General features: G+C 32.4%; 15 protein-coding genes, 1 tRNA gene and 2 rRNA genes. 13 read left to right on the forward strand and 5 right to left on the reverse strand.

Features of this window, described 5'->3' with window-relative positions; genetic code table 11:
* The 5 genes from VEB00_01645 to VEB00_01665 form a co-directional block, all read left to right on the forward strand.
* Positions 1 to 247, forward strand: a 23S ribosomal RNA gene (locus VEB00_01645); the annotation flags it as partial.
* Positions 248 to 400: 153 nt separating this feature from the next.
* Positions 401 to 517 (forward strand): 5S ribosomal RNA (rrf, locus tag VEB00_01650).
* Positions 518 to 523: 6 nt separating this feature from the next.
* Positions 524 to 599 (forward strand) — tRNA-Asn (locus VEB00_01655).
* Positions 600 to 915: 316 nt separating this feature from the next.
* Positions 916 to 2,091 carry a putative glycoside hydrolase gene (locus tag VEB00_01660; GenBank protein HYF81721.1) on the forward strand — a complete coding sequence of 392 codons (1,176 nt, stop codon included), beginning with the start codon at positions 916 to 918 and terminating at the stop codon, positions 2,089 to 2,091.
* A 176-nt stretch (positions 2,092 to 2,267) separates the two neighbouring features.
* Complete coding sequence (locus VEB00_01665; GenBank protein HYF81722.1) at positions 2,268 to 5,705, forward strand: ribonucleotide reductase N-terminal alpha domain-containing protein; 3,438 nt, start codon at positions 2,268 to 2,270, stop codon at positions 5,703 to 5,705.
* Positions 5,706 to 5,850: 145 nt separating this feature from the next.
* Here the strand turns inward: VEB00_01665 and VEB00_01670 are convergent, their stop codons facing one another.
* From VEB00_01670 to VEB00_01690, 5 genes are read right to left on the reverse strand one after another with little or no spacing between them, the layout of a single operon-like run.
* Positions 5,851 to 8,754, reverse strand: a complete 2,904-nt coding sequence (locus VEB00_01670; GenBank protein ID HYF81723.1) for a GIY-YIG nuclease family protein — start codon at positions 8,752 to 8,754, stop codon at positions 5,851 to 5,853.
* Positions 8,754 to 10,640: a hypothetical protein gene (locus VEB00_01675; GenBank protein HYF81724.1), complete on the reverse strand. Its 1,887-nt coding sequence runs from the start codon at positions 10,638 to 10,640 to the stop codon at positions 8,754 to 8,756. Before VEB00_01675 ends, VEB00_01670 begins: the two co-directional genes overlap by 1 nt.
* Positions 10,641 to 11,000, reverse strand: coding sequence for a helix-turn-helix transcriptional regulator (locus tag VEB00_01680; GenBank protein ID HYF81725.1), 360 nt, complete (start codon positions 10,998 to 11,000; stop codon positions 10,641 to 10,643).
* 22 nt (positions 11,001 to 11,022) lie between these two features.
* Positions 11,023 to 11,604 carry a tyrosine-type recombinase/integrase gene (locus VEB00_01685; GenBank protein HYF81726.1) on the reverse strand — a complete coding sequence of 194 codons (582 nt, stop codon included), beginning with the start codon at positions 11,602 to 11,604 and terminating at the stop codon, positions 11,023 to 11,025.
* Position 11,605: 1 nt separating this feature from the next.
* Positions 11,606 to 12,739 (reverse strand): tyrosine-type recombinase/integrase, encoded by a 1,134-nt coding sequence (locus VEB00_01690; protein ID HYF81727.1) that lies wholly within the window; start codon positions 12,737 to 12,739, stop codon positions 11,606 to 11,608.
* A gap of 264 nt (positions 12,740 to 13,003) precedes the next feature.
* Between VEB00_01690 and VEB00_01695 the strand changes: the two genes are divergently transcribed.
* From VEB00_01695 to VEB00_01730, 8 genes are all read left to right on the forward strand, one after another.
* Positions 13,004 to 13,279: a helix-turn-helix transcriptional regulator gene (locus VEB00_01695; protein HYF81728.1), complete on the forward strand. Its 276-nt coding sequence runs from the start codon at positions 13,004 to 13,006 to the stop codon at positions 13,277 to 13,279.
* Positions 13,280 to 13,575: 296 nt separating this feature from the next.
* On the forward strand, positions 13,576 to 15,132 hold the full coding sequence (locus VEB00_01700) for an ABC-three component system protein (protein HYF81729.1): 1,557 nt from the start codon (positions 13,576 to 13,578) through the stop codon (positions 15,130 to 15,132).
* Positions 15,129 to 15,869, forward strand: a complete 741-nt coding sequence (locus VEB00_01705; GenBank protein HYF81730.1) for an ABC-three component system middle component 1 — start codon at positions 15,129 to 15,131, stop codon at positions 15,867 to 15,869. The genes VEB00_01700 and VEB00_01705 overlap by 4 nt, the downstream gene beginning before the upstream one ends.
* Positions 15,866 to 18,301 carry an AAA family ATPase gene (locus VEB00_01710; GenBank protein ID HYF81731.1) on the forward strand — a complete coding sequence of 812 codons (2,436 nt, stop codon included), beginning with the start codon at positions 15,866 to 15,868 and terminating at the stop codon, positions 18,299 to 18,301. Before VEB00_01705 ends, VEB00_01710 begins: the two co-directional genes overlap by 4 nt.
* Positions 18,302 to 19,018: 717 nt before the next feature.
* Entirely contained in the window at positions 19,019 to 21,493 is a 2,475-nt protein-coding gene (locus VEB00_01715) for an ATP-binding protein (GenBank protein HYF81732.1), read from the forward strand.
* A gap of 118 nt (positions 21,494 to 21,611) precedes the next feature.
* On the forward strand, positions 21,612 to 22,697 hold the full coding sequence (locus VEB00_01720) for a phospholipase D-like domain-containing protein (protein HYF81733.1): 1,086 nt from the start codon (positions 21,612 to 21,614) through the stop codon (positions 22,695 to 22,697).
* 219 nt (positions 22,698 to 22,916) lie between these two features.
* A complete protein-coding gene (locus tag VEB00_01725) occupies positions 22,917 to 24,119 on the forward strand; it encodes an HNH endonuclease (protein HYF81734.1) in 1,203 nt (400 codons plus the stop codon).
* A 193-nt stretch (positions 24,120 to 24,312) separates the two neighbouring features.
* On the forward strand, positions 24,313 to 26,217 hold the full coding sequence (locus tag VEB00_01730; GenBank protein HYF81735.1) for a P-loop NTPase fold protein: 1,905 nt from the start codon (positions 24,313 to 24,315) through the stop codon (positions 26,215 to 26,217).
* Positions 26,218 to 26,385: the final 168 nt, after the last annotated feature.

Below are 26,385 nucleotides of genomic sequence, written 5' to 3' on the forward strand. Positions count from 1 at the left end.
TAGTACGAGAGGACCGGGATGGACGAACCTCTGGTGTATCAGTTGTCCTGCCAAGGGCATGGCTGAGTAGCTAAGTTCGGAACGGATAAGCGCTGAAGGCATCTAAGCGCGAAACCGACTCCAAGATAAGATTTCCCACAGAGTAATCTGGTAAGACCCCATGTAGACTACATGGTTGATAGGTCGGAGGTGTAAGCACAGTAATGTGTTCAGCTGACCGATACTAATAGGTCGAGGGCTTGATCTAAAACAGGTTTTACACTTAGAAGTTCTCTTTTGTGGATCCCTTTGCGAGAGCAACGGGATGTAGCAAAAGTTCATAGAACATCTTAGTGGAAAACCGTAGAAGCTAACAAAACTTTACGATAATATGCAGTTTTGAAGGTACAACCTTCAATAATCTGGTGGCAATGACGGAGAGGTCACACCTGTTCCCATCCCGAACACAGAAGTTAAGCTCTCCAGTGTCGATGGTACTTGGACCGCAGGGTCCTGGGAGAGTAGATCGCCGCCGGGTATAGATTCCTCAATAGCTCAGTTGGTAGAGCATGCGGCTGTTAACCGCAGGGTCGCTGGTTCGAGTCCAGCTTGGGGAGCCAATTTTTACAAATATAAAGAAATATGATGATTTATTAATTATAATAAATCATCATATTTTTTTAATTTTCGGGCACTAGTATTTCTAAATCTTCATCTTTCTACATTTTTCTTGTTATTTCCAATGTGCTTTGTTAAAATATTATTGGGTTCGAGTTAAATCCAGCAAAATTATAGTAATATTTGTGTTGAGGATGGTGTACTTATAATCAGATAAATTTACCTGTACTTTAAAAGGTAGTTGACACAAATAATAATAATATTCAGGGCACTCTAGTTGAAGATAATAGCTAATAATTTATAAAGGAGCACTATCTTATGGCAGCAGGATATAAAAAGTACTTATTGTTTTTCGTTTTAGCAGCACTAATTTTTTCATATATAGGTATAAGACATCTCACGGTTTCCGCATTTTCAAGTGAAAAGAACATAAATGGGATTGAACCGGATAATTATTTATTGCAGCAAAGTCCCGATTGGGAGCTTATGAAGCATAGGGTGAAGGTAAAAGGCATCTATATGACCGGTAATACCGTCGGATATCAGGAAAGGTTCAATAAGCTGATAGATTTGATAAAGACTACCGAGATAAATGCTGTAGTAATTGACGTGAAGGATGACGAAGGTCTGATGACTTACTCCAGCGAGCTTCCTGATGTGGAATTCACCGGAGCAAATAAGAACGTGAGGATCAAGGACATAAATGCTGTAATGAAAGTCCTTCGGGAGAACAATATATATTCGATAGCTCGAATTGTTACCTTCAAGGATAGAAGAGCCGGCGACAAATACGCCAATCTGGCTGTGAAAAACACCAGCGGAGGAATATGGAGAGACAGGCACGGAATGTCATGGCTGAATCCTTACAATAGTGAATCCTGGGATTATATTGTCGACATTGCAGAAGAAGCTGCGACAAAAGGCTTTAATGAGGTACAGTTTGATTACGTCAGGTTTCCTACCGATGGGAACACAAAAATAATAGACTATGGCGCCAGTGCTGCGGGAAAGTCCAAGGCAGAGGCTATTGCGGAATTCCTTGCTTATGGAAGGGATAGACTTAGTAAAAGGGGAGTAGTAGTTTCAGCTGATGTTTTTGGACTTGTGACAACTGCTACAGATGATATGCGAATTGGTCAGCATCTTGAGTCAATTGCGAAGAGTGTTGATGTAATATGCCCGATGGTTTATCCGTCTCACTATGGCAAAGGGAGCTATGGAGTAGCAGAGCCGGACTTTGAGCCTTATAAGATAGTGAACCGTAGTATGTCGGTTGCACAGGGAAGAGTAGATGCCATAAAGGATGTGAGCAAAAAAGCGGTGCTAAGGCCATGGCTTCAAGACTTCACAGCCTCGTATCTCCCCAAATATCAACGGTATGGCGCTGCTGAAGTAAGAGCACAGATAAAAGCCACATATGATGCAGGTGCTGAGGAATGGCTGCTGTGGAATGCAGGCAACAAATTTACTGCAGGGGCATTGAACAAAGAATAGTATAATTAAATAAATAAAGGCTATATCAGATATTAGCATTTGATATAGCCTTTTGTCGAAAAAATGACGATAAATATATTGAATAAGAATAGTATTATATTTTACCATATGATACAATATATAGTGCAAAGGGATACAGCAACATACAAAATATGGTTTGGAGGCGCTGATTAGCTATGTTAACAAGCAACGCAATTAAAGTATTAGAAAAACGTTATCTGATAAAAGATGAAAATGGAAAAACAATTGAAACTCCTGAGCAGATGTTCAGAAGAGTTGCAAGTACTATAGCAGCTGCAGATAGTTTATACGACAAATCAGCTGACACTAAAGCAACTGAAGAAAAGTTTTACAAGCTGATGAGCAATCTTGAATTTGTACCTAATTCCCCGACATTGATGAATGCGGGCAGAGAGCTTGGACAGCTGTCTGCGTGCTTTGTGCTTCCGGTTGAGGATTCTATGGAGGGTATTTTTGATGCGATCAAGAATGCTGCAATGATACATAAAAGCGGCGGAGGAACTGGCTTCAGCTTCAGCCGACTAAGAAGCAAAGGTTCTACAGTAATGACAACCGGCGGTGTAGCATCAGGGCCTATAAGCTTCATGAAGGTTTTCAATGCCGCAACTGAAGCTGTGAAGCAGGGGGGAACCAGAAGAGGCGCCAATATGGGCATTCTTAGAGTGGATCACCCGGATATACTTGAATTTATACAGTGTAAGAAAGATAACAGCGATATAACTAATTTCAATATCAGTATTGCTATTACTGAGAAATTCATGGAAGCCGTAGAAAAAGGAGAAGACTATGAGCTTGTTGATCCTGGCACCAAGAAGGCTGTAGGCAAGCTGAATGCAAAAGAGGTCTATGACCTGGTAGTAGATATGGCTTGGAATAATGGTGAGCCGGGAATCATATTCCTGGACAGGATAAATAGAGATAATGTAGTTCCTAGGCTTGGAGAAATTGAGAGCACCAATCCTTGCATAACTGGCGATTCATGGGTTCTTACGCAGTCAGGGCCTATGCAGGTCAATGATATTTTAGGCGAGCAGGTACAGCTTGCATTAAATGGTTCATATGCCAGGTCGGATGATAAAGGTTTTTTCAGAACCGGTACAAAAAATATAATTAAAATATGTACAGACAGGGGTTATGAGCTAAAGCTTACGAAGGATCATTTAGTAAGAATAGCAACAGACATAACACGATTTAAGACTGATGAGGAATGGAAGGCAGCAGGGGATTTAAAGGCAGGAGATATAATCATCCTATCCAACAATAGAGGAATCAAATGGGAAGGAAAAGGAAATCTTGATGAAGGTTATCTATTAGGACTTCTGATAGGAGATGGAACCCTAAAGAAAGAAGGCGGCGTCATTTCCATATGGGGTAGTGACGAAGAGGCGGTATCCTTAATGAAAGCAGCAGGGGAAGCAGCTCATACATTACCACACCGTAGTGATTTTAAAGGCTTCCAGGCTATAATCAGTGACAGGGTAGAAAATAGGATGAAGCTTTCTGCACTTCGTGACCTTGCTGAGGCATATGGAGTTTTACCTGGCGATAAAAAGATTACTGAAGAAGTGGAAAAGGGAAGCTATGAATTCTACCAAGGATTTATAAGAGGAATGTTTGATACTGATGGGACAGTTGTAGGCACACAGGAAAAGGGCTTGTCTGTAAGGCTTTGGCAGAACGACCTGGGAACTCTTAAAGCTATACAGAGAATGCTTGGTAGAATGGGAATAGCATCTACTGTATATAACAATCGCAAAGCAGAGGGTACTAAGCCTATGCCAGATGGCAAGGGCGGTTTGAAGGATTATAATGTAAAGGCTGGTCATGAGCTTGTTGTTGCTCAGGACAATTTGCATGTTTTTTATGAGATTATAGGCTTTAGCAGCAGCAAGAAGCAAAATCGCTTGAAGAATGGATTGAGCAATTATAAACGTGCTTTGAATAGGGAACGCTTTGTTGCTACTGTTACAGAAGCTATCGAATTGGGAGAAGCTGAAGTGTTTGATGTTCAGATTCCAGGGGTAAATGCCTTTGATGCTAATGGGATATATATACATAACTGTGGTGAACAACCGCTGCTCCCATATGAGTCCTGCAACCTGGGCTCAATAAATCTGATGAGCTGTTTAAAAAAGAATAAATCCAAAGCTGAAATAGATTACGGAAAGCTAGGCAGTATTGTTGATGATTCAGTGCATTTTCTTGATAATGTAATAGATGTCAACAAGTATCCGCTTCCTATGGTCGATGAGATGACAAAGGGAACCAGGAAAATCGGTCTTGGCGTCATGGGCTTTGCTGATATGCTTATTGAACTTGGTGTTCCTTATAATTCAGAGGAAGCTGTCAAAACAGCAGAAGACATAATGAAATTCATAAACGATAGGTCAAAAGAAACCTCGATAAAGCTGGCCGAAAAGAGAGGAACCTTCACATACTACGATGATAGTGTATTTAAAGAAAAGGGCCTTGCAATAAGGAATGCAACAACTACAACCATAGCTCCCACCGGCACAATATCAATAATAGCCGGAGTTTCCAGCGGAATTGAGCCATTATTTGCACTTTCCTTTGTAAGGAATGTAATGGATAATGATGAACTTCCGGAGGTAAACCCTTTATTTGAAATCGTTGCCAAGGAAAGAGGCTTTTACAGCACTGAGCTGATGAAAGAAATAGCAGCTCATGGTACAATTCATGACATTAAAAGCATACCGGAGGATATAAGAAGGGTATTTGTAACTGCCCATGATATCGAACCGGAATGGCATATAAAGATACAGTCAGCCTTCCAAAGATATACGGATAATGCTGTATCCAAGACAGTTAACTTTTCAAATTCAGCCACCAAGGAAGATGTAAGCGGTGTTTACATGATGGCTTACAAGATGGGCTGTAAGGGTGTAACAATATACAGGGATGGCAGCCGTGAGTCCCAGGTATTGAATATAGGCTCAGTCAATAAAGAGAAGAAGGAAGAGGCAGCAGTGACTGCTCCGGCACCTGAATCACTTGTCCCGAGGACTAGACCTGAAGTGACAATTGGGGTGACCGAAAAAGTCAAGATAGGCTGTGGTAATCTATATATTACAGTAAACTCTGATGATAACGGAATCTGTGAGATATTCACAAACCTTGGAAGAGCAGGAGGTTGCCCAAGTCAGTCCGAAGCAACCAGCCGCCTTATCTCAATAGCCTTGAGGGCTGGGGTGGATATTAACGAGATAATAGAACAGCTCAGAGGTATCAGATGCCATTCTACATTGAGACAGAAGGATCTTAAAGTGCTATCCTGCCCCGATGCAATAGGCAGAGCCCTTGAGAAGTATATGAAGTTCAATATGGAGCATAAGGATATTAAGACGATGGATGAGCTTGCAGTGGAGATTGAGGAGAGAGGAAGCTGCATAGGCAACTGTTCCCTCTGCGCAACACAGTGTCAGGCATCTGCTACTGCGGAAGACGAATTATCCTACAGCGCATTCCAGAGCTCCAACAACAAGCTGAAGAACTGCCCAGAGTGCGGCAGCCCAATACAGCACGAAGGCGGCTGCGTGATTTGTAGGAACTGCGGTTATTCGAAATGTAACTAATACCTTAACATATTGCATATCTTATAAAGCATTGGTATTGCTGGATTTCTGAAAAAAATATTAAAATAATTGCATTAAATGCGAGATAATTGAATCTAATGCAATAGAACTTTACTTATGACTAAAAGATAAGAGTAGAATATTGTTATATTCTACTCTTTATTATTAGCTGTTCTTTTTCATATACAGTTAGCTTTTTTATTGATTTTTCCCGTTTAATTGCAGTTGATCTATCAGTATATAGTTCAGTATAGACTAGTTCAACTGGAGTACGGCTAGATGTGTATTTACAACCTACACCTTTCTGATGATTTTTATAACGCAACTCAATATTCTTGGTAGAGCCTGTGTAATAGCTTCCATCATTACACCTTAAAATATAAACAGTGAATGTTCCTTTTTGCGGGGATTCACTACTTTGTGTGTTGCTGCTATATGAACAGCTTTCTACTAGCATATTTGAGCAAGTGTCACTGGCAATCGTAGAATTACTAATATTTAGTGCATTGTAGTATTGAATCACGGTACTTATACCAAGACCTAATCCTTGAATTATAACTGATGGTTGTGTGTTTGCATTTAATAAATAGTTTTTCATTGCATACGAAAAACCTTTCTTTACATTTAAATTATGTTTCTTGAGTATGCAACTAACTGATGCAGGATCGATAGGCTTATTGTGTATACCACCAGGTAACAGCCAGTCATTATCACCTCCCAAGGCTAGTTTGCAATTCCTTTCAAATTGTAAATACTCATCAACTATATTTGCAATAAAAGGATGTAAGGTAATCCAAACATTACGGACATATAAGGAGCCTTCACAATTTAATCTTTTGTAATCTGATAATTTAAGGTTTATCACTTCATAAGGCCTAACCCCATATAGTAGGAGCAATAAGCATATCATTTTTTCCTTGTTAGGTGTTGATGGTAAAGATAGTGATTCAAGTGAGGTGTAGTAGTCCAGTTCAAGAATACTAGTACTTGAATCTACTGGAGTCTTAATATCTTTAAGCTTTTTAAACAATCTAATATTATGATTTAACCATATTATAAATTGATTGATTCCACATAAACAATGTTTGTTCTGGAGTAGAAATTCACTAATCAGCACATTGTTGACTTCACTAATATTCATTATATGTCCTTCTAAATACCTAATTAGAGCGCTAGTATTTCTGCAATAATTAAAACATGTCTTTAAAGTAAACTTGTTCGCATAACCATGCTCTTTGTATCTTTTATGTGTTACATATAGAAAATTGGAATATTCTATGAATACCTCTGATAGACTATTGTTTATGAGTTCTTTAGATAATTTATTTAAATACCTTTGGAATTTTATACTATCAATTAAAGGGGTAATAATGTTTTTACTTGTTAGGAAATTTATTAATGTTGAATAGTGACTAATGCTCATTTCATTAATCAAGTTTTCAATTGAATCAAACGTGATATCATGAATCTCAGTACCTAAATTATCTAAAGTTAAGAAAATATATATGTGATTTAGAATGATAATATAAGCTGAAAATGATGTTCGGTATTTAAGCAATGTTATGAGATATTCGCTCAATAGATTTCTATAATTATTATCTTTTAATATCACTGTTGTATTTTCTACAATTTCGACACTCTTTTTTTTATACCAACAGTTACTACAGAGTTGTTCGCTATGATAAAAATACTTTGTAATATTACCGCATTCACGGCATTTACCCTCCAACTTTCGATAACAGTTATGGCAAATGCTTTCGTTATTATCAGTTCTTGCAGCATATCCTTCCTTGTGACAGATTGAGCAGATTTTTTTTGGCAAGTACAATCTGTCATAACAGCTTTGACAAATATCACTTCCATTTATTTGTTTTCTAATGATACCTTTAGATCCACAGATTGTACATACCCTTTTAGGACGATAATAGCTATGATAGCAAGCATCGCATATCATCTTTTCACCATCGATTTTAGATATTCGTGTAAAATTGCCACATATAGCGCAGATATACTTAGGACGATATTTTATATTATAGCAGGAAGGACATATACTCTTACCATCAATTAGTAGTGCAGTACGGCCGACTATTCCGCACTCTGAGCAGACTCTTTCAACATGATAATACTTAGCATAGCATTTGTAACATATGTAATCCTTTCCTATACGCTTTGCACTTCTTGATTCTTCATTACAAATAAGGCAAATATGTGTTGGAGCATAATATGTTCTATAACATTTTTGACATACGCTATTCTCATTAATTTTCTTTACGATATGCCCATAACTTCCACACAATGAACAATTCATTTTAGGTCTAAAAAATAAGTTATAGCATTTCGTACAATAATATTTATCATCAACTATCTTACGTACTATAGATAACTTTCCGCAATTACTACAAATTTTTTGAGGTCTATACTTCTTTTCATAACAATGACTACAAACCAATGTATTATTAGCAATTATCTTCCATATAATTGCTATATTTCCGCAGATACTACATTGTTTCTGTGGTTGAAAATATTTTCTGTAACAACTATAGCATATCTTCCCTTCATCAGAGTTCTTTGCAATGAAATCTGTAGCACCACATAAAATACACATAGCTTTTGGCCTGAAGTATTTATTATAACATGAAGAACAAACATCTTTATCATCAACCTGCATGGATATTTTTTTGAACTCATTACAAACATTACACTGTCTTCTCGGTCTATATAACTTGTTATAACATGAATTACATAGCGAGTCTGTACCATTTTTTTTCTTAATTATTGATAGCTCTCCGCATACTGAGCAGCATTGTTTTGGCCTGTAATATTTATCATAACAACTATGACAAATATTTTTTTCTCCTTCCACTTTCTGAACAGTCCTAAAATTTCCACAAACACTACAGGTTTTTTTAGGCTGGTAATACTCAGAATAACACTTTTTACATACGTACTCGTTTTCTTTTACTTTCTTATATGGTTTAGAGAGATTTTTGCATAAGGCACAGTATGAAGATTTATTATTCAAATCTTCAGTTGAGTTCAATTTATCCATTAACACTCTGTACTTCCTTTAATAAAGTTGTAATACTTAACGGCAGTAATAGCTTGTATTTTAAAAAGCTTCATTAATAATGAAGGTTGGAATATACCATTAGTCATAGCATTATTTATTGCGGTATAACGTAGTTGTGTAGCAGTTACACTAAATCTTTTTAAAATCTTATGAACTGCTGTAATTGATAATGCCTGATTATAATATCTACCAGGGAATAGAATACCGAATTCATTTTTTATAGAGGATAAATATTCTTGTATTATTGGTGATACTACTGCCGGGAGTCTGTGGGCTACGTCATTATAATCAAAAATAAGATAATTATTTTTCTCATTTATATGAAATTGCGATTTTTTTACTAGTTTTAGCTCTTCAACCCTTATACCATAGATTTGCATTAATAGTACTAAAGTTTTATCTCTCAATGATATTGAACTATCTTCTAAGCATCTTTTCAATATTCTTATCTGGATTAACTCGTCTACTCCTAAAGGGAAATTAGATCTATTATACAATCTATTTATTGTAAGCTTTCTGAAGACTAATCTATCGTCATTTAAAAACCTTATAAAGTGGGATAAATTGTTTCTTTCATAAGGTTTAATTCCTAAGTATGCCTCTACAATATTGTTATCCATTTGTCGAAAGCTCTTAATGTCTTTTAATTTGCTAACTGTCATCGAGAATCTTATACATGATTGAAAGTAAAGGTAACATGTATAATAGCTAAATCGGGTGTCTTTGCCAGACCAACCTTTTTCGGAATAGGCTTTAACCAACTTATTCAAATGTTCTTTATAAAGAAGTAAAACTTGTGTTAATTCATGCGGTAAATCATTTATTGACTTTGCTAAACCTTCAAATAGTTTAATATTAATATCAAAATTATCAATCATACTTTTATCAAGCATAAATAAAGACAAATCATGTAACATCATTTTGCTCTCAGAGAATTTATTTAGTAAAGAAAGAAAATCAGCATTTATAAGAGAAAGTTTATTGTTTCTATATGTACTTTCCAAGCAATCGAGCATACTTAAGTTAGGGATGATTAAACGAAAAACAGATTCTGGTTTCTTTTTAAACATCATATCGTTTAAATACTCATTAAAGATTTTTTGAAAAGAATCATGCCATAGCCTATTATTAATGAGTAAAGCAATTTTCATTTTATAATAACAATCTCTACAATATGGTAAACCTTTAATATGGGAATGAATTTGGTTTTGCATGTTATTGCATAGAGTGCATATATTTGATTTTAATTTAAAACAATTTGAGCAGATTACTGAACCATCATTATAAATTCTTTGTACGTTGTTAATTTTGCCACATACAGAGCAAACATACTCTCTTGTGTTTATATCAATTAGGTTAACTTGATTTAGTCTGTTTTTTTCATAACACCTTGCACAAATATTCTCATGATTATGTTTATAGAGTGATTTGATATTCCTACCGCACAATGAACACTGGTTTGTTGGAGAATAGCATTTAATGCATATTTTATTTTCTTCATTATTAATCGCCAAAATCTCTAATTTGCCACATATTTCACATAAATATTTAGTTCTATAATATTTGTTGTAACAGCTCACACAAATATAATCTGAAGTATTAGTTCTTAATGCAGAGTGCGAATTCTTATTGCATATTACACAATTGTTTTTTGGGCGTTCATAACAACTTTTACAAATTGGGCTGCCATTTAGTCTTTTATGTACTCTTGCAATAACCCCACACTGTAAGCACGGCTCATTTGGATACTTATGGAGTAATTGATAACAATATGTACATAACCCTTTAGCTTTATGTTTGTGATCTGCAGTACCACAATTAATGCAACTAATATAATTCTTTGACCAATTAATTAGATCAGCCATTTACTTTATTACTCCACCTTTAGGTCCTAATATGCTTGCGGGGATATTGATAAAGTCAGATGTTTTTTTAGGTTTTGGGCCTGGCTTTATACCAAGGTTTTCACCAGACACTTTTACCAGACTTTCTATGGTAATGTTAGAAGGAGTGTGTACCATTATTTCAGATGAAGAACATTCAAGAATATCACATAATGCATCTAGAACTTGTGTGTTAATTCTATCTGGCATTTTTTCAACTATTCTACTCACCATCGAAACAGATATATTTATTCCATACGCGTTTAAAAGCTTTGTTAAGTCAGTACATTTCCATATGCCCTTCTGAGCCATTCGTTCTTTTAACTTCCATTTAAAACTCAACTGTTTCACCTCCATTCAGTTTTTAATACAAGTAATCATATAAATGATTATTTACTAAACTTGTTCCACTTTGTTTATATATAAATGTAAGAGATATATCTTTAAGTCTTAATAGATCAGCAATATATAACTGACGGAATATATATAATGAGAATAATTTATCTTTGTCGGACAAGTACGAATTATAGTATTTTAACCTATGATTCAAATAGCATTTTGATATTGGTTTGTTTGTTTCTGTGGTGAAAATGAAGTTACTAGGATTATTTACTTTAGATATATTCCTCTTTAAGAACATTTCTATTTCCGCAAAAGCATCAATAAATATAGGATATATTATTCTATTTCTTCCACATTCATTAATGAGGATACATTTAAATAGTTGTTCATTACTATTAATATCTATGTCTTCATACTTCAACATCAAAAGTTCATTTGGGCTAAGGCCATATGAATACATAATTTGAAAAGCTACTTTATCTCTATTTATAACATCAGGTATGGTTGAATTATGTGCATATTTCCCCTTTAATTCTTCAAGTATACCCCAAAAAGATTTTAATTGATTGAAAGAATACCGGTCAAATTGCTCATGGTATATCATGTTAGATATTCCCCTTTTCCAGAAGTTTAGATATTTGTTTTTCGGTAACTTTATTTAATTGGTTTCTAATAAATATATCCGATAAATGAGTATACAGCTGTGTGGTTGCTAGATAACTATGACCAACTTGTTCTTGTATAAAACGAGGGCTAACATATGCATTCTCAGATAAATGGCTTATATAACTATGCCTAAGACAGTGCGTAGAATAGTTGTTATTAGGTAATCCAGCGGATCTCAAGTATTCTTTAAAATTCCTAGTGATTGATTTTGGGCTTAGTCTTACACCTCTTTCAGATACAAATAGGTTATTAGAGTCATCAAAGCCGAATTGTGGTCTTACATTTTCGAAGTACCATTTCAAGCATTGAACTGCTTCATCTGAAATTGTCCATACTATTCGTCTCTTTGGTGGGCTACCACTGCTTGACTTACCATATCTAACAACAATTCCCCCGAACTCTCCCCAAATTGGTTTATTTGGATTATTAGTAAAATCTGTAGTATCTAACATTGAAGTTTCATTTGCGCGTAATCCATAATTATATATAGTCATATACAAAGCTTTGTCTCTTTGAAGTATCTTAAGACTCTTTGTCTTATTTATGAAAGCAAGATAAATTTGTTCATCAAAGTAACTCCACAGAATCTTGATTTGATCCTTGGTGAATGCTGTGCGCTTTTCTTTATTTTCATCTTCCACCTTATGGGGTATAAGATTGACAGCTGAACAAATTTGAACAGGTTTTTTACCGAAATTTTTAATACATAATTCATTGAACATAGTAGAGTCAATAATATATGCTTGGAATCTAGCAATTATACGTTGCTTATGCCGCTGTGTTGCCTCGCAATTCTTTTTAATACTATAAAGATAAGCAGACCAGTCTTCAAAATCATCGGAACTCCATTCCCAAGGATATAGGCTTGTGTACTCAAAAAAATTATTTATAACGCAGATCTCATTACTATAAGTACTGGGTTTTAATGCTCTGGACATCATTCTGTTTTTATAGCCTTGTAGCATTTGCTCATATATAGTTTCCTCCAAATACTTAGCTTGACTATCAATAGTATTCATCGCAGCTTCAGTATTTGATATAATTCTAAATCTATTTTTCTTTTCTATACTCATAGGATCACCTTATCATCAAAGTATAATGAATTGCATCTAATGCAACTAATCATATTTATTTCCAATAATGATTGATTTATACAGTCAATACATAGCATTTTAGAAATAAAGTGTAAACTAGAGCATTCTTATCATAGATAGCTGCAATGTTTTATTATAAAGGCTTATCGCGAATATTATTAAGATTATTTGAAAAAGTCTAATTGCATAAGTAGTTTACTATATAATTTAATAGAGCTAGAAGAGTAGAAATGAGGTGAGAAAATGGATTGGAAAGTATTTAGGGAGCAATTAGTATCTAATTCAGAAGTAAAGGAGGAATTAGACAATAATAGTTTGTTGTATGAGATTGTATATCAAATCATCCAATCAAGAATCGAAAAAAATATGACACAATCAGAATTAGCAAATACCTTAGGGGTTGAAGTATCCGCAATAGTTGAGTTAGAGTCTGGTGATAGTTATCCTAATATTGAGTTTCTTAGGCAAGTTGCAAAGGTACTTCACAAGAAGCTCAATATTACATTAACTACTATATAAACTACATTTCAAAGAATACAATGGGTATGTTTGTAAAAGATAGGCATTCGGTGATGCCTATCTTTTGTTTTAGATAAGTGTTTTTTTAGTCACAAATATTATGAATTTCAATTAAGTTCTGTACTTAGCGCTATATGCTTCAGAAATATGTGCATAGCTCTCCCCAATATACCATAAAGATGAACTAAATATATGGAATATTATGTTTATTAAGGAGGTATATGTAACTTAATGTAGAAATATGATATGTAGTATATTGTTAGAAATATTCATTGCTCTTCAAATGGAGGTATATTATGACTGATAAGGTTGCCAGAAGAGAAAGATATAGCGCTGATGAAAAAAATGAAATAGTTGAATATGTAAAAGGAGCATTACAGAGTGGGCAGAAGAAGAGACAATTAGCAGAACAATATGGAGTTAACGTTAATACAATCAACACATGGTTAAAACTGTATGAGCAAAATGGAGTATTTGTTGATGATGGTAGTTTTGATGCAACACCAAGTTGGAGTGGATACCAATATCAAGGGAAAGTTGCTCTTTATGTAATATTAAAAATCATTAATGGAAGATATCCATTGGTGAACTCTTGTGATATATGCAAAATAGTATTAGAAGACATTGAGGACTTTGTAATTAAGAATAGATATGATGATAATATTGTTTATTCAATACACCAGGTCAAAGCGCATAAATCAAAACTACCGTCACATTATCACAACGCTATATCAAAAGTCGTTAATAACATTAGCATACATAACCCACAAAAAGGATTTCTACATATAATAAACTCTGTACAGTTTGATAAACATGATAAAGATAAAATAAAAATGATGTTGAAATTAAATGAAATTGACTTTGAACGATACTACAAATTATTTTCTGTCTTTGAATATAATACTGATAGCTCAATAAAAGATCATTGTTTCATAGATGAAATTGAGGCAATGATAATTAAAGAAATTGACCAATATGCTGACAAAAGGGGTATTACTTGTGACTCTGATGTAGTTTATCTATATCTCTTAGACTTTATCGATAAACACATATGCAAGAGACATAAATGCATAATTGAAGAGCTAGACAGTGTTGAGGCCATTACTACATGCGATATTTGTAATACTATTACTAGAGTTAAAGAAAATAATTTTAAAAAGGACAATATATATTGGATAAGTCATTTAAAGCAATATTTTCATTTGAAATGTATTGAGCATATCAATAACTACATAGATTTGATAAATAGTAATGACCCTGATATTATGCTTGAGAGAAAAAAGCTCGAAGAGGAAATAGAATCACTAGAATATTTCATTGATAGTATACAGCATAACTTATCGGATGCTGAGTTTGTTTACTTATGTCGCACACTCACACCACATGTTATTATTAATAACAGTATTTTAGATGAGCGATCATTTAAAGAATTAATTAACTGTAATGGTTTAAAAGATGTTTTTTTGTATTTAGTTCAGAAGTTTCTAGGTAGGAAATATATATATGAGGGACAAGCTATATTTAAGGTACATGGTAAACATTATTTAATAACTACTATTGATAGGTCTGTAGACAGCGAAGTGGAAAAGGTAGTAAAACAAGAAATTGCTATGAACATTCTTAATAATAGTATAAATCTAGATAAGTTATATGAAATAGATTCTATAATAACTCATCATATAAGTATGAGTTCAATTGGTGATTATGCCCATAAGTTTAATGACATAAGTGAAATAGTCAGCGTAATACCAGAAGAGGAAGCAGAGCGAGAAAAGTATGAATCACGAATTATGGAAACACAGAAGATTAGAGTAATAGATTTAAATACCGCAAAAAAGGAGTTGCTACAGTGAAGGATTTAATTACTAATATATTCGACGAAAATGGATTTGTATTAAAGTTTAATGGAATAGTACATGAAAGACCTATATGCCTTTTTTCTAGTGATTCTAAGAGGAATATTAAAACGGCACATTATTTAGTTATATTCATTGATGATATAAACAATTTAACTAGAAACGATATAAGAAAAGAATTAACACAAGATTTTTATAGAATTGAAGGTAGCATTGATACTACAAAAGAAATGAATAAGAATATATATATCCTGGTATGTGCAAAAGCATTAGATCTGGAAAGGGATATAAAGCTGAACGATAGTATAAAAAAAGCAATTTTCGATATTGAGGAAGATCCATATTCATTCAAAAAGTATGTTTTACCATACACAGATAAGGGTGTAAAAGATCTACAAGAAGAAATAGCGAAAGATAATTATAGTATTAATGATACTCTTTATAGGTTGATAAACAATTCAAGTGAATTTATGAAATTCAAAAAAAACATATATGAATCAACGGCATATGAATTAGCTATGAAACTCTTTATCAAGCTACCATATATGAAGTTTGATGTTATAAAAAAAGAGATGAATGATCTATCTGAAAATATAAGTTTAGGGATCGCTCAGATAGGTAATGAAGAAAGGTTATTAGTAAACCAAATAACCCAATATAGTTTAGAGAGTATAAAGACACAATCTCGCCTAAGTGATGAAGATATTCTTAAAATGATAGGGGTGAGCAAATGAGTGGGTATCGTGTAAACAAAGTATATATAGAGAATTTTAAACTGATTGATAAAGTAGAAATTGACTTTGAAAAATCAGATTTGATTGTATTTGATGGACCTAACGGGTATGGGAAAACAACCACTTTTGATGCAATTGAGCTAGCTCTAACAGGCTGTATAAAAAGGATTGAAAGCAACTGTGTTATTAATAAAACTAAAGGGTTTGAACATTTTCTATTTCATAAGGATGAAAATAAAGCAATTATTATACAGGTAGAGCTTGTATCTGATAATGATAGAATATCAATTGTAAAACGATTTGATCCTCAAAAAGTAAATCAGTCTATGGAGAAACGACCGGATTACTGGGATGGATTTGATACATATTTAATGAAAGATTATATAAACCCAGATGATATCACAGAGAAGCTAAAAGGCTTACAAACGGTAGACAGACAAAGTGTCAGTGGCTTTTTTCATAAGAACCTAAATCGTTATTATGACCTATTTTACTATATGCAACAAGAAGATCATACTAGTTTTTTAAGAATGGAAGAAAAAGAAAGGCATGAAAGAATTGAGGATTTGTTTGATACAGACAAAGAATTGGAAGAAAAAGAAAAGGTTGATGAATTTAAAAGACGCTTAGAAAAGATTAGAGATGGTATTCAGCAAGAAGTTAATGAACTTGCTACCAAGCTAAATGAGATTGAAAGCCCAAGTATTAATGCTTTAGAAAGCAATTTAAGATATGTCAATATTTTAAAGGAACTAGATGTTATTCAGGAATGGGATAAAGAAGATTTTATTCTATCAAAAGAGAATAAAGAGAAGATTGAGAAAAGCTTAAGTGATTTAGAAAGGTTTATTGAGTATTCAAGTAGTTATCTAAATTCGCAATTTAATAAAAATTTAAATGTTTTTATTAATGATGAAAAACTAATTAGAGAAGCAATAATTATTGGTAATTGGATAAATAGTTTTGATGATATTGATAATATACACTCAACACAAATGACTTTAAAAAAATATAGTGAAAATTTAAAAATCGAAAACATAAGAACAAGCATTAAAGATAGTGACATAGATAAGCTTGAGCAGCTTGTAGGTGGAGAAACTGACTATGGATTAATTAAATCATCGATGCAAGGCTTAAGAAGTAGAGAAGAATACTCGAGTTCAATCTCTAGAACAATTGATGAGCTAAATAAAGCAAGAGAGGCTATTACGGATAAATTTAATAAAGTTGCAGGTTTAGTAGATATTAAAAAGTCGCAATGTCCACTGTGCGGATATGATTGGAATGGACATAGTAAGCTGCTAGAACAAATTACCAAGGAGACATCTATCTTGGTTGGGTATCTAGATAATAATATGAAATCTATTGAAAGTGACTTGAAGAACTTATATGAAACTCATGTTATTAAATTAATTGGAAAAGTTAACGAGAAAGTTGTTTCGTTGGGCGAACCTATAAATATAGACTTTTATAACCAAGTTAAGACGACTTATAAGAGTAAGGATTTAATAAATCAATTCCTTAATTGGTGTTTGGAGAATAAGATAAAGGTTAATGAGTATTTGAACGAGAAGCAAGAGAAGAAAGATGTTTCGGCTATAGATATATTATCCTTTAAGAACTATCTGAAAGGTTTTTATAAAGATATTGATAAAAATTATGATATGTTAGATGAAAGGACTAGCTTTGATACCATATTCAATAGTATCTTTAAAGGTAATAAACAGAATATTACTAAACTAAGATTAGATAAAGTGGGAGAAAAGAAAGGGTATTTGCTTTATAAATACTTTTCATCTAATGAGGAGAAAAGGAAAAGGATAACAGAAGAAATTTCATGTATGAAAAGCAAACTAGATGCTATTGAAAAATGGATTGGTAACAAAGGAATGAAGGCAAAGGAAAAAAGTCAGAGACCTATATACAAAATTACCTCAATATATGAGACAGAAATATCAAAACATTGGAGAAAGCTAGTTACTGATGTTGAAATACCATTTTACATATACAGTGGGAAAGTTATACAGACTTATCAACGCGGTAGTGGAATTTTTTTGCAGGATCCTAAGTCAAATAAATCAGATGCTTTAAGGTTCCTTTCTGATATAGATAATGATCATGATATCGTACATTCAATGAGTTCAGGACAACTCTCGGCTATGATCATTGCATGGGTGTTAACTCTAAATAAAGTATATGGGAGGAGCTCTGGCGAAGATAGCTTAAGTATTTTATTGATTGATGATCCCGTGCAGACGATGGATGAGATAAACATGGCTTCGTTAGTAGAACTTTTGAGGAACGATTTTTCAGATAGGCAACTTATAATTTCAACACATGAAGATAATTTCTCTAGATATATTCGATACAAATTTCTGAAGTATAATCTTAAAGAGAAACGAATCAATGTAAAAGATATGCTCAATAGTTAGGCGATATATAATATTTACATATACTAATGAGGTTGTACCGTAGGGAATGGTTTTAACCATTCCGTTATCAAAAACCACTGATAGATTTTGATAAATTGTTTAAATTATTATATTATTTCTGGATTACGATTGATTCGATATTTTCGACTGTTTTCAGAACGGATATGAACGGTTCCTTACAATTTCGTAGCATAGAAAGTTAGTGAAGGCCAGGCATTCAACAAATGCCTAGCTTTTCTCTTTTGAAAGAGTTAAGCCATTACAGTAAATATGTTCTTATCTTCAGTACATGGTACTCAAAGCTTACAAATCAAAGGAAAGGTTAACGTAATTTTGAATTAGCAGAGTATATATAATTGCAAAAACTATATACTCAAAGTGAAATATTTGGAAATTATGGTATAATTAAATAAAATTATGTTTCCCCAAAATGATTTTTGTAGTAAGAAATGTACTTTTAACAATTATTCCATTTACAAGTTTATGTGAATGGGTAGAGAAACAATAAACATCTTAAATACAAACCCAACTCTCAAAGAAATATTTGTCAAAATGGGATAGATATGATGATTAATCAATTCCTTAGCGCGTAACTAAGCAGGGGGCTTCGCTTAAGGCGAATAATAGGAATTTAATCAGGAGACGCACGTTTACTTGTGTTCATGAAAAAATCAATATTTTAATAAAATTTTTTTGAATAACGAAAAGGAGTATATCATGGATATAATTGATTCAAGATTATACAAAGTACTTGTCGAAAGAGGAAGTGATTTTCAGGCGAGTATAAAAAGCATATTCAATTATGCAAAAGACTTATTACCACAAGTGATAAACATCTTTTCTAACTATACTCAGCATGATGTGGATCATTCAATTATGATCACAAACTATATGTATGATTTCATCGATGATATTACACAAATGAATGACTTGGAAATAACAATGATGATATATTCTGCATTATTGCATGATATTGGAATGGTAGTTACAGGCAAAGAGATTGAAAGGATTAAGCAAGGTGATTCCAATATTATTGAGTGCAAATATTCTGTAGTCCTGCATGCACTAAAAGACGATAAACTTGCCTTACAAGAATGCATTAGGCCTATCCATGCTAAGAGGTCTGCTTATCATATCGCGAATATGGATGAGCAGCAACAATCTTGGTTTTTACTTCCCAATAGTACTAGTATATATTTCTCTCAAGACATTCAAAAGATTTGTCAATCTCATAATGAATCATTTCAATGGTTGAAAACTGAACTAGATCAAGATAATTATAAAGGCAGTTATTCATATAATTCACAGTATATTGCATTATTGTTAAGATTGTCAGATTTGTTAGATATTGATGAAAATAGAACGCCTATGTATCTATATCGGTTAATTGATCCTGAAGGATATGGCGATTTGGAATGGCGTCAACATTTTATAATTGCAAATACACCTAAAATATATATAAATGAAATTACAAAGCAAAAAGTAATAAGGTTATATGGTGAAAGTACTGATCCCAAAGTGCATAGAAAACTATTAAAATACATTGATTATATTAATCAAGAATTGCTGGATGCAGTTAATTTGTCAGATACCTTTCAAGATAAAAAGTATGCTATTCAATTTAAAACAAATGTAGAAAATAAAATTCAAACTAAAACATTTACTTTTTCTGATTTTAGACTTGACTTGGATTATAATGCGGTAACTAAGTTATTGATGGGTGAACATATATATGGAGAAAAGAAATATGGGTTAAGAGAACTTGTGCAAAATTCAATAGATGCTTGTATGCTTATGAAAGAAGTAGCCCAAGAACAAAAGGATTATCAGTTTGAAAAGTATAAACCTTATATTAATATATGCTTTAATAGGGATAAAAAAGAGGTTATGATTACTGATAATGGTGTTGGCATGTCTTTGGATATTCTGAAAAAATATTTCTTAAATGTTGGAGTTTCTTATTATTCTTCAAACGAATACAAGTATAAAGGATATGTCTATAATCCAATCGGTAATTACGGAATAGGATTTCTTTCATGTTTTATGCTTTCAAGAAATGTCAATGTTCAATCTAAGCGGTATGATGATCATAAGCTTAATAAAATTGAACTTGAAATGAATAGTGAATATATTTGTCTGACACAAGAGCAAAGCACTAGAATGCAAGGAACAGATATAGTATTAGAATTGGAGCAGTTTGCAGAAGTCTTTCCGAGTGTAAATAAGACTAAAGAATTTATAGAACTTAATTTTGTTGATTGCAGTATACCAATAAAAATATTGAATTATGAAAATGGTAATACTACAGAGATTTTATGCCAATTAATTGGTCTAAAAGAAAATTCAGATACTATTGCAAGACTAGATAAATATCTAAATAATATTGAAGGGTATGTCGAGCTGAATTGTAAAGCTATTGGATGTGTAGGCACGTTAGAAGATCTGGAAGGTGATACAAGTTACATATATATAAGTGATGAAGTAGGGCTCGTTGAGGAATGTGAGATAGAGTTCAATATAAATGATTTCGTTCACGATGGTCAGATAGCTTATCTTAAAATACCTATCATTTCTGATGAATTGTCAGATAGATTTAATAATTATTTAGATGTTCTGGATTATTTTGATGAGGCTATAAACAAATTAAAAGATGTGGATTATTTAGAGATATTTTGTGCAGATGAAGATGAATTTGAAGAAGGAACAATGGGTAGCCCTAACGATTCAATAATTGGAGAATATCTTTTTAGAGATCTATGTAACGAGCATGGCCATTCTTCAAACTCACCAACTCGTACAGAAAAGGTTAGCCGATGTGTTATAGATGATAATATTGATAAAGTATTACCATACGAAAAGTCTAAAGGATTTGGTGAATATTCTTGGAATAGAACAGATAAGACATTTATAAAAAATGTTTTTGTCCCGGATTTTTCAATTTCGATGCCTAATATCGTTGATGGAATAGTCTTAAAATCAGCACTTTTTAACATTAAAAACAAAGCTATAATACCTAATGTATCAAGAAACAACGTGCAAAAACTTGATGCTGAAAAGTTTTCATACGCCGTTGGAAAGGCCACACATCTATGGGTTTTAGATAATGTAAAACTTAACTCAAGTGACAAAATCCTATTAAGAAAATTTATAGACAAGTGTTATTCCGAAACTAATGAATTTATAATATTATAACTACTTTAGCTTTAGCTATGGTAAAGAAGTATATGGTGTCAGGTACAGTACTTTCACATATAATCTGTATTTATTGTAGTCTATTGATTAAAACCATTAAACAAATAGAGGTGAAAATATGAAAAGCGAAATCAAAATAAATGATGAGGTTAAGATTATAATGACTAGAGATGAATTCGGATATGAAGATGTCTTGGAAACATTAGATGATGCTGAGTTTGTTAGGATTGTAACATACAATATTTCTAAAGAGAGCGACGATTTGATAAAAAAACTAGAAGCATTTCCTGTAGATAAAGATGTAATAATTATCACTAATATACCTGGTAGGTTTAAAACTTATACTAGTTCTTTTGCTCGAAAAAAAGCAAAAGATACAATAGATACATATATTGAACGTTTGAATCCTGAAAAGTATGATGCTGATATAAAGACTTTTTTTAATTTTGGAAACCACTCAAAGATTATTATGACAGATAAAGCAGCTTATATTGGATCTGCAAACTTTTCAGATGAAAGTAAGCATAATAATGAATGTGGAACAATAATAAAGGATAAAAGAGTGATAAAAGACATCAATGAAATATTTGTTCAAATGCAAATTGATGAAGCTGTGCCATATTACTCAAGTAAGTTCATGAAAACATACGTGATGATATCAAATCTGCTGACTCAAGCTGAAATATACTATGAAGAATTTCATTATAGCTTCTATGCAGATTCTGGACATCAACATCACGGCAGAGGAGATGAATATAGAGGATTTGATGCAGTTTTATCGCCAATTCTTGTTGAAAACTTAGAAAATCTTACATATAGCATAGAAGAAGTTGTAGAACATTTAAATGAAAATTATATTTATAATGATATATTTGAGGGGTTAGACCTAAAGATTTGTGAAGATATTAGAGAAAGAGTGGAACCTAATTCTAAGTTAGAGGAGTTCTCTAGATTTGATCCACAAAATAAAATACAGGAGCTGTTCGAAGAACATTTAATGGAAGGAAATTCTGAATCTGTAGATGATGCTGCACAGCAGGCTGTTAATGATGTTGGTGAAATAAATATGGAACTTGCAGAAGCAATTTATGAAGCTGCATTAGAATGTCATGAGAGGTTAAGAGCGTTATACGAGTTTTTACTTGACTTATTAAGGAAAGTTGAGACAAAGCGAAGTGTTAATTCAGCTTTAGATAATACTTAAGTAAAGGACAAGGCTAAAGTTAGAGGGAATTGCTATGGGCACTGTGCTTGCACGGTTTATGCGCTATATGGCTACGCGATTAATGTATCATTTCGCACTTGTAATATATTGAGTGTGTAAAGAAATAGGAGAGAAGAAAAGGCTAGCGGTAATGCAATAAACGCTTACTTGGTAAGTTCTGCAGAAAATAACTAACTGCCATCTCTGGTATTATAGACTATGCTTGAAAGGAAGAATTCTGTGAAGTGTATTTATTCTAATAGAGACATAGATGATAATAGCATAAGTAAAGAGCATATTATTCAAAATGCACTTGGAGGAATTTATGAATCAACAAGTATTTGTTGCTCAAGCTGCAATAATCTGGTTCAAAAATATATTGATAAGGATTTCTGTAAAATTTTCTCTACAGTATTAACTCAAATCCCGAATTTAAAAAAGACTAGTAGAACGGAATTACCGTCATGCGAGGGAATGGCAATGTGTCCAGATGGTAAAGTATATACTGTGACAATCAAAGGAAAAAAGGTCGTCGACTGCCTTCAATTGAAGAAGGAACTTAAAAGGAATTTAGCAAAATCAGAGTTGGAACAGTTGCATATTTTTTGCTATTATTTCAATTTGGGCAATGAAGAATTTATTAATGGTATTTGCAAAATTGCATTTAACTATGCAATTGATAAAGGAATTACCTATGATAAAATAAGTCACATACTTAGCGTTACAAAAGAGGGAGATAAGATTTCAAATATACAATTCAAAGCGCCGCTTATTCCATTTATTCCGTTAAATGCTTTCGACCACTTTTTGGAATTAGAAACAGAAACTGAGCTGTATCACAATTTGATACTATTTAGCTACGATGCATCGCTGTGTTGCTATATTGATTTATTTAATACATTTCAATTTTATGTTGTTCTCTGTGACGATTGGGAAGGCGATGATGTGTATGAGTCATATTTCCAATTAATTCAAAAAATTGATAGGACACTTCCAGAGTTTACGATAAACCGGAATAAACATATTATTAATATTGCAACTTTATATGGTATAGAACCTACCTATGATCTTAAAAAACTTTACAAAAATGTACAAACTGTTATAAATAAAGTGCCATATGAAAAAAACATGGGAGAATATCTGACTAGAAAACTCTCATGGCAATATCTAATATCGGATTGCAAAGAAAAGATATTGGATGATATGGCAAGCATGTTATTTTATTTTGACGAGGATGACATTCTTATACAAAATAGGTTTAGAAAATTCGTACCATATATTGATAATAAAACAAGAGAGTATAAATATTGCTTGTATCCAGATTGGATTGTAGTGCAGGTGCAAAGTGGACTGAATATCCGAGGATATACTTTTGAAAAGTTTGAACGGTTAACAAAATATCTAATAAATATAAAAGAATAATAGATTAATATGGATGGTAACTGTTCAACGGCGTGATAATTAATACTCGTAAGTTGGGTGTCGACATCAAAAACACTTTTTCAATATTATAAAAGCAATGGAATAATAAAGTAGTACGCTGTACAATGAGTGACATTATCAATGTATAAGATGTATTACAGTCTTGGTACATTATTTAAGGAAGGATAAAAGAATGAATAACGAAGAATATATCAGAAAACATAAAGAATTAATTAGTAAAAATGAAGAAGAAATATCTGAGCTTGATAAAAGGATTAGTGATATAACGGATGAAATGAGTATCGAGTATTTTGAAAATGAGCAAGAAGCAGCTTATCAAGACTATATTAGTAATCCAGGAAATGAGTTAGAAATACTAACTGAAAAAAAAGTAGCAAAACAAATAGAAATAGAAAAGCATGAAGCTGAGATTGAAAAAGAAAACTATAAGGCTATATATGAAAAAGAAAAACACAAATATAAGAATGGTATAGTCGCCTCTGATAAATCAACACCAATCGATTTACTATCTAGAAGAACTTATTCAAAAACATTAGCTGAATACATTTCAAATATAAATACTGAAACTCCTTTTAATATAGGGGTATTCGGAAAATGGGGAGAGGGCAAATCCGCTTTTATTAATTTTATTGAGGAAGAATTATACTGCTTAAATTTGACTTCACAAAATGAGAATAATTATTACATACACCCAGTAAAATATGATGCTTCAGAATATAGTGAGCAGAATAAAATATGGGCATCTATATTAAAAATACTATTTGACAAGTTTGAAGAGGAAAAAGGTATTAAGGCAAAGTTCACTTTTTCTTTTCATCGTTTCATTAAGAGATTTAGAAAGAATCTATGGAAATATATTTCTATGAGCTTAACAATCATCATTTTATTTATTTGGGGGTATTATTTTTATAAAGATGCAAATAATTTGTCAGAATTGAAGAAAATGATAGTTTATAGCTCATTGGGAATTATCCCTTTAATAATGAGTATCACTAATGTTATAATTCCATTTATTAAAAACCAAATTAAATTTATTAAGCCCTTGTCTGATAGAGTAGTGGCTAATGTAGATTTGCCAAGTTACGATAACGAATTAGGAATAAGGGAGAATATTAAAGAAGATTTAAAAGATTTATTGCACGTATGGCTAAAGAATAATAAACAGGGCAATGTGAAAATAGCAGAACATACAAAGAAGCTGTTAAAGCCTTCGTTAAAGATGAATCAAAGAAGAGAAAGAATAGTGCTTTTCGTCGATGAATTAGATAGATGTTCCGAAAAAGGTATAATTGAATTTCTAGATGCACTTCAATTATTTTTAGGAGTTGAAGATTTAGTCATAATTTTATCAATAAATTATAACTCTATTTATCAAGCTTTAATAGAGAAATATGATTATTTAAAGGGGGAAAATATCTCAGATTCAGAAAAGATCAAGTTCTGCGCAGGTTATATTGAAAAATATATTACTATTCCAATTTATCTGCATTATGAGGGTGATTATAATGAATATATTTATAGGCTATTTGAAAAAGCAGAGAATAAACTTATTTTCAATGATAATTTAGCAAAAGAAGCAGCGATCACTAATGATGAGGCGGCAATATATAGCCTAAACATATCTGAAAAGAAGGTATTTAGTAGTGAAGAAAAAGAGCTATTTGATAATATTATTAAAAGAGTTAATAAAGTAAAGCATATTACTCCAAGAGAAGTAAAGAGAATATTTAACATTATTATTTTGTTAAAACAGGTGACAATGACCCTAAATGAAAAATCAAATAATAATGAGAAAATCAGATTTGAATATCTCTTGAGATGGTTTACTTTTTCATATTTCTGTCCTAGATCTTCATTCGCTTTACTAGAGTATATTAAAATCGCACATGAATCAAGAAAACTAAAAAGCATTATTCCTCATTTCAGATCAGAGGAACCTATAAAGCAATTATTAAGTGAGGAAATATATGCTGAGATGTTATTATCTTGTCTGGAAGAAATTAGGCCGAATCAATTGAAAATTTACATGAAAGTTTCTAGCTATTTCATACTTGATGAAAGAAATTTTAAGTTGTAGTGACGGTTAAGAACATAACTAAAGGTAATAAAAACTCTAATAGAAAAACATTATTAAATCGTAGAAAATCGACATATGAAATATTATAGAAGAATTAAACAGATAGCTAGTGCCATAATATATCAATGCGTACTCAGCTAGCTATATATAAAATAGCGGATTTACAGG

The sequence above is a fragment of the Clostridia bacterium genome (genome assembly GCA_035628995.1).
Lineage (GTDB): Bacteria > Bacillota > Clostridia > Lutisporales > Lutisporaceae > BRH-c25.

Excerpts from the sequence above, each read along its gene's own strand:
- VEB00_01660 (HYF81721.1), top strand. The coding sequence starts at position 916 with ATGGCAGCAGGATATAAAAAGTACTTATTGTTTTTCGTTTTAGCAGCA.
- VEB00_01665 (HYF81722.1), top strand. The coding sequence starts at position 2,268 with ATGTTAACAAGCAACGCAATTAAAGTATTAGAAAAACGTTATCTGATA.
- VEB00_01670 (HYF81723.1), bottom strand. The coding sequence starts at position 8,754 with ATGGATAAATTGAACTCAACTGAAGATTTGAATAATAAATCTTCATAC.
- VEB00_01675 (HYF81724.1), bottom strand. The coding sequence starts at position 10,640 with ATGGCTGATCTAATTAATTGGTCAAAGAATTATATTAGTTGCATTAAT.
- VEB00_01685 (HYF81726.1), bottom strand. The coding sequence starts at position 11,604 with ATGATATACCATGAGCAATTTGACCGGTATTCTTTCAATCAATTAAAA.
- VEB00_01690 (HYF81727.1), bottom strand. The coding sequence starts at position 12,739 with ATGAGTATAGAAAAGAAAAATAGATTTAGAATTATATCAAATACTGAA.
- VEB00_01695 (HYF81728.1), top strand. The coding sequence starts at position 13,004 with ATGGATTGGAAAGTATTTAGGGAGCAATTAGTATCTAATTCAGAAGTA.
- VEB00_01700 (HYF81729.1), top strand. The coding sequence starts at position 13,576 with ATGACTGATAAGGTTGCCAGAAGAGAAAGATATAGCGCTGATGAAAAA.
- VEB00_01710 (HYF81731.1), top strand. The coding sequence starts at position 15,866 with ATGAGTGGGTATCGTGTAAACAAAGTATATATAGAGAATTTTAAACTG.
- VEB00_01715 (HYF81732.1), top strand. The coding sequence starts at position 19,019 with ATGGATATAATTGATTCAAGATTATACAAAGTACTTGTCGAAAGAGGA.
- VEB00_01720 (HYF81733.1), top strand. The coding sequence starts at position 21,612 with ATGAAAAGCGAAATCAAAATAAATGATGAGGTTAAGATTATAATGACT.
- VEB00_01725 (HYF81734.1), top strand. The coding sequence starts at position 22,917 with ATGCTTGAAAGGAAGAATTCTGTGAAGTGTATTTATTCTAATAGAGAC.
- VEB00_01730 (HYF81735.1), top strand. The coding sequence starts at position 24,313 with ATGAATAACGAAGAATATATCAGAAAACATAAAGAATTAATTAGTAAA.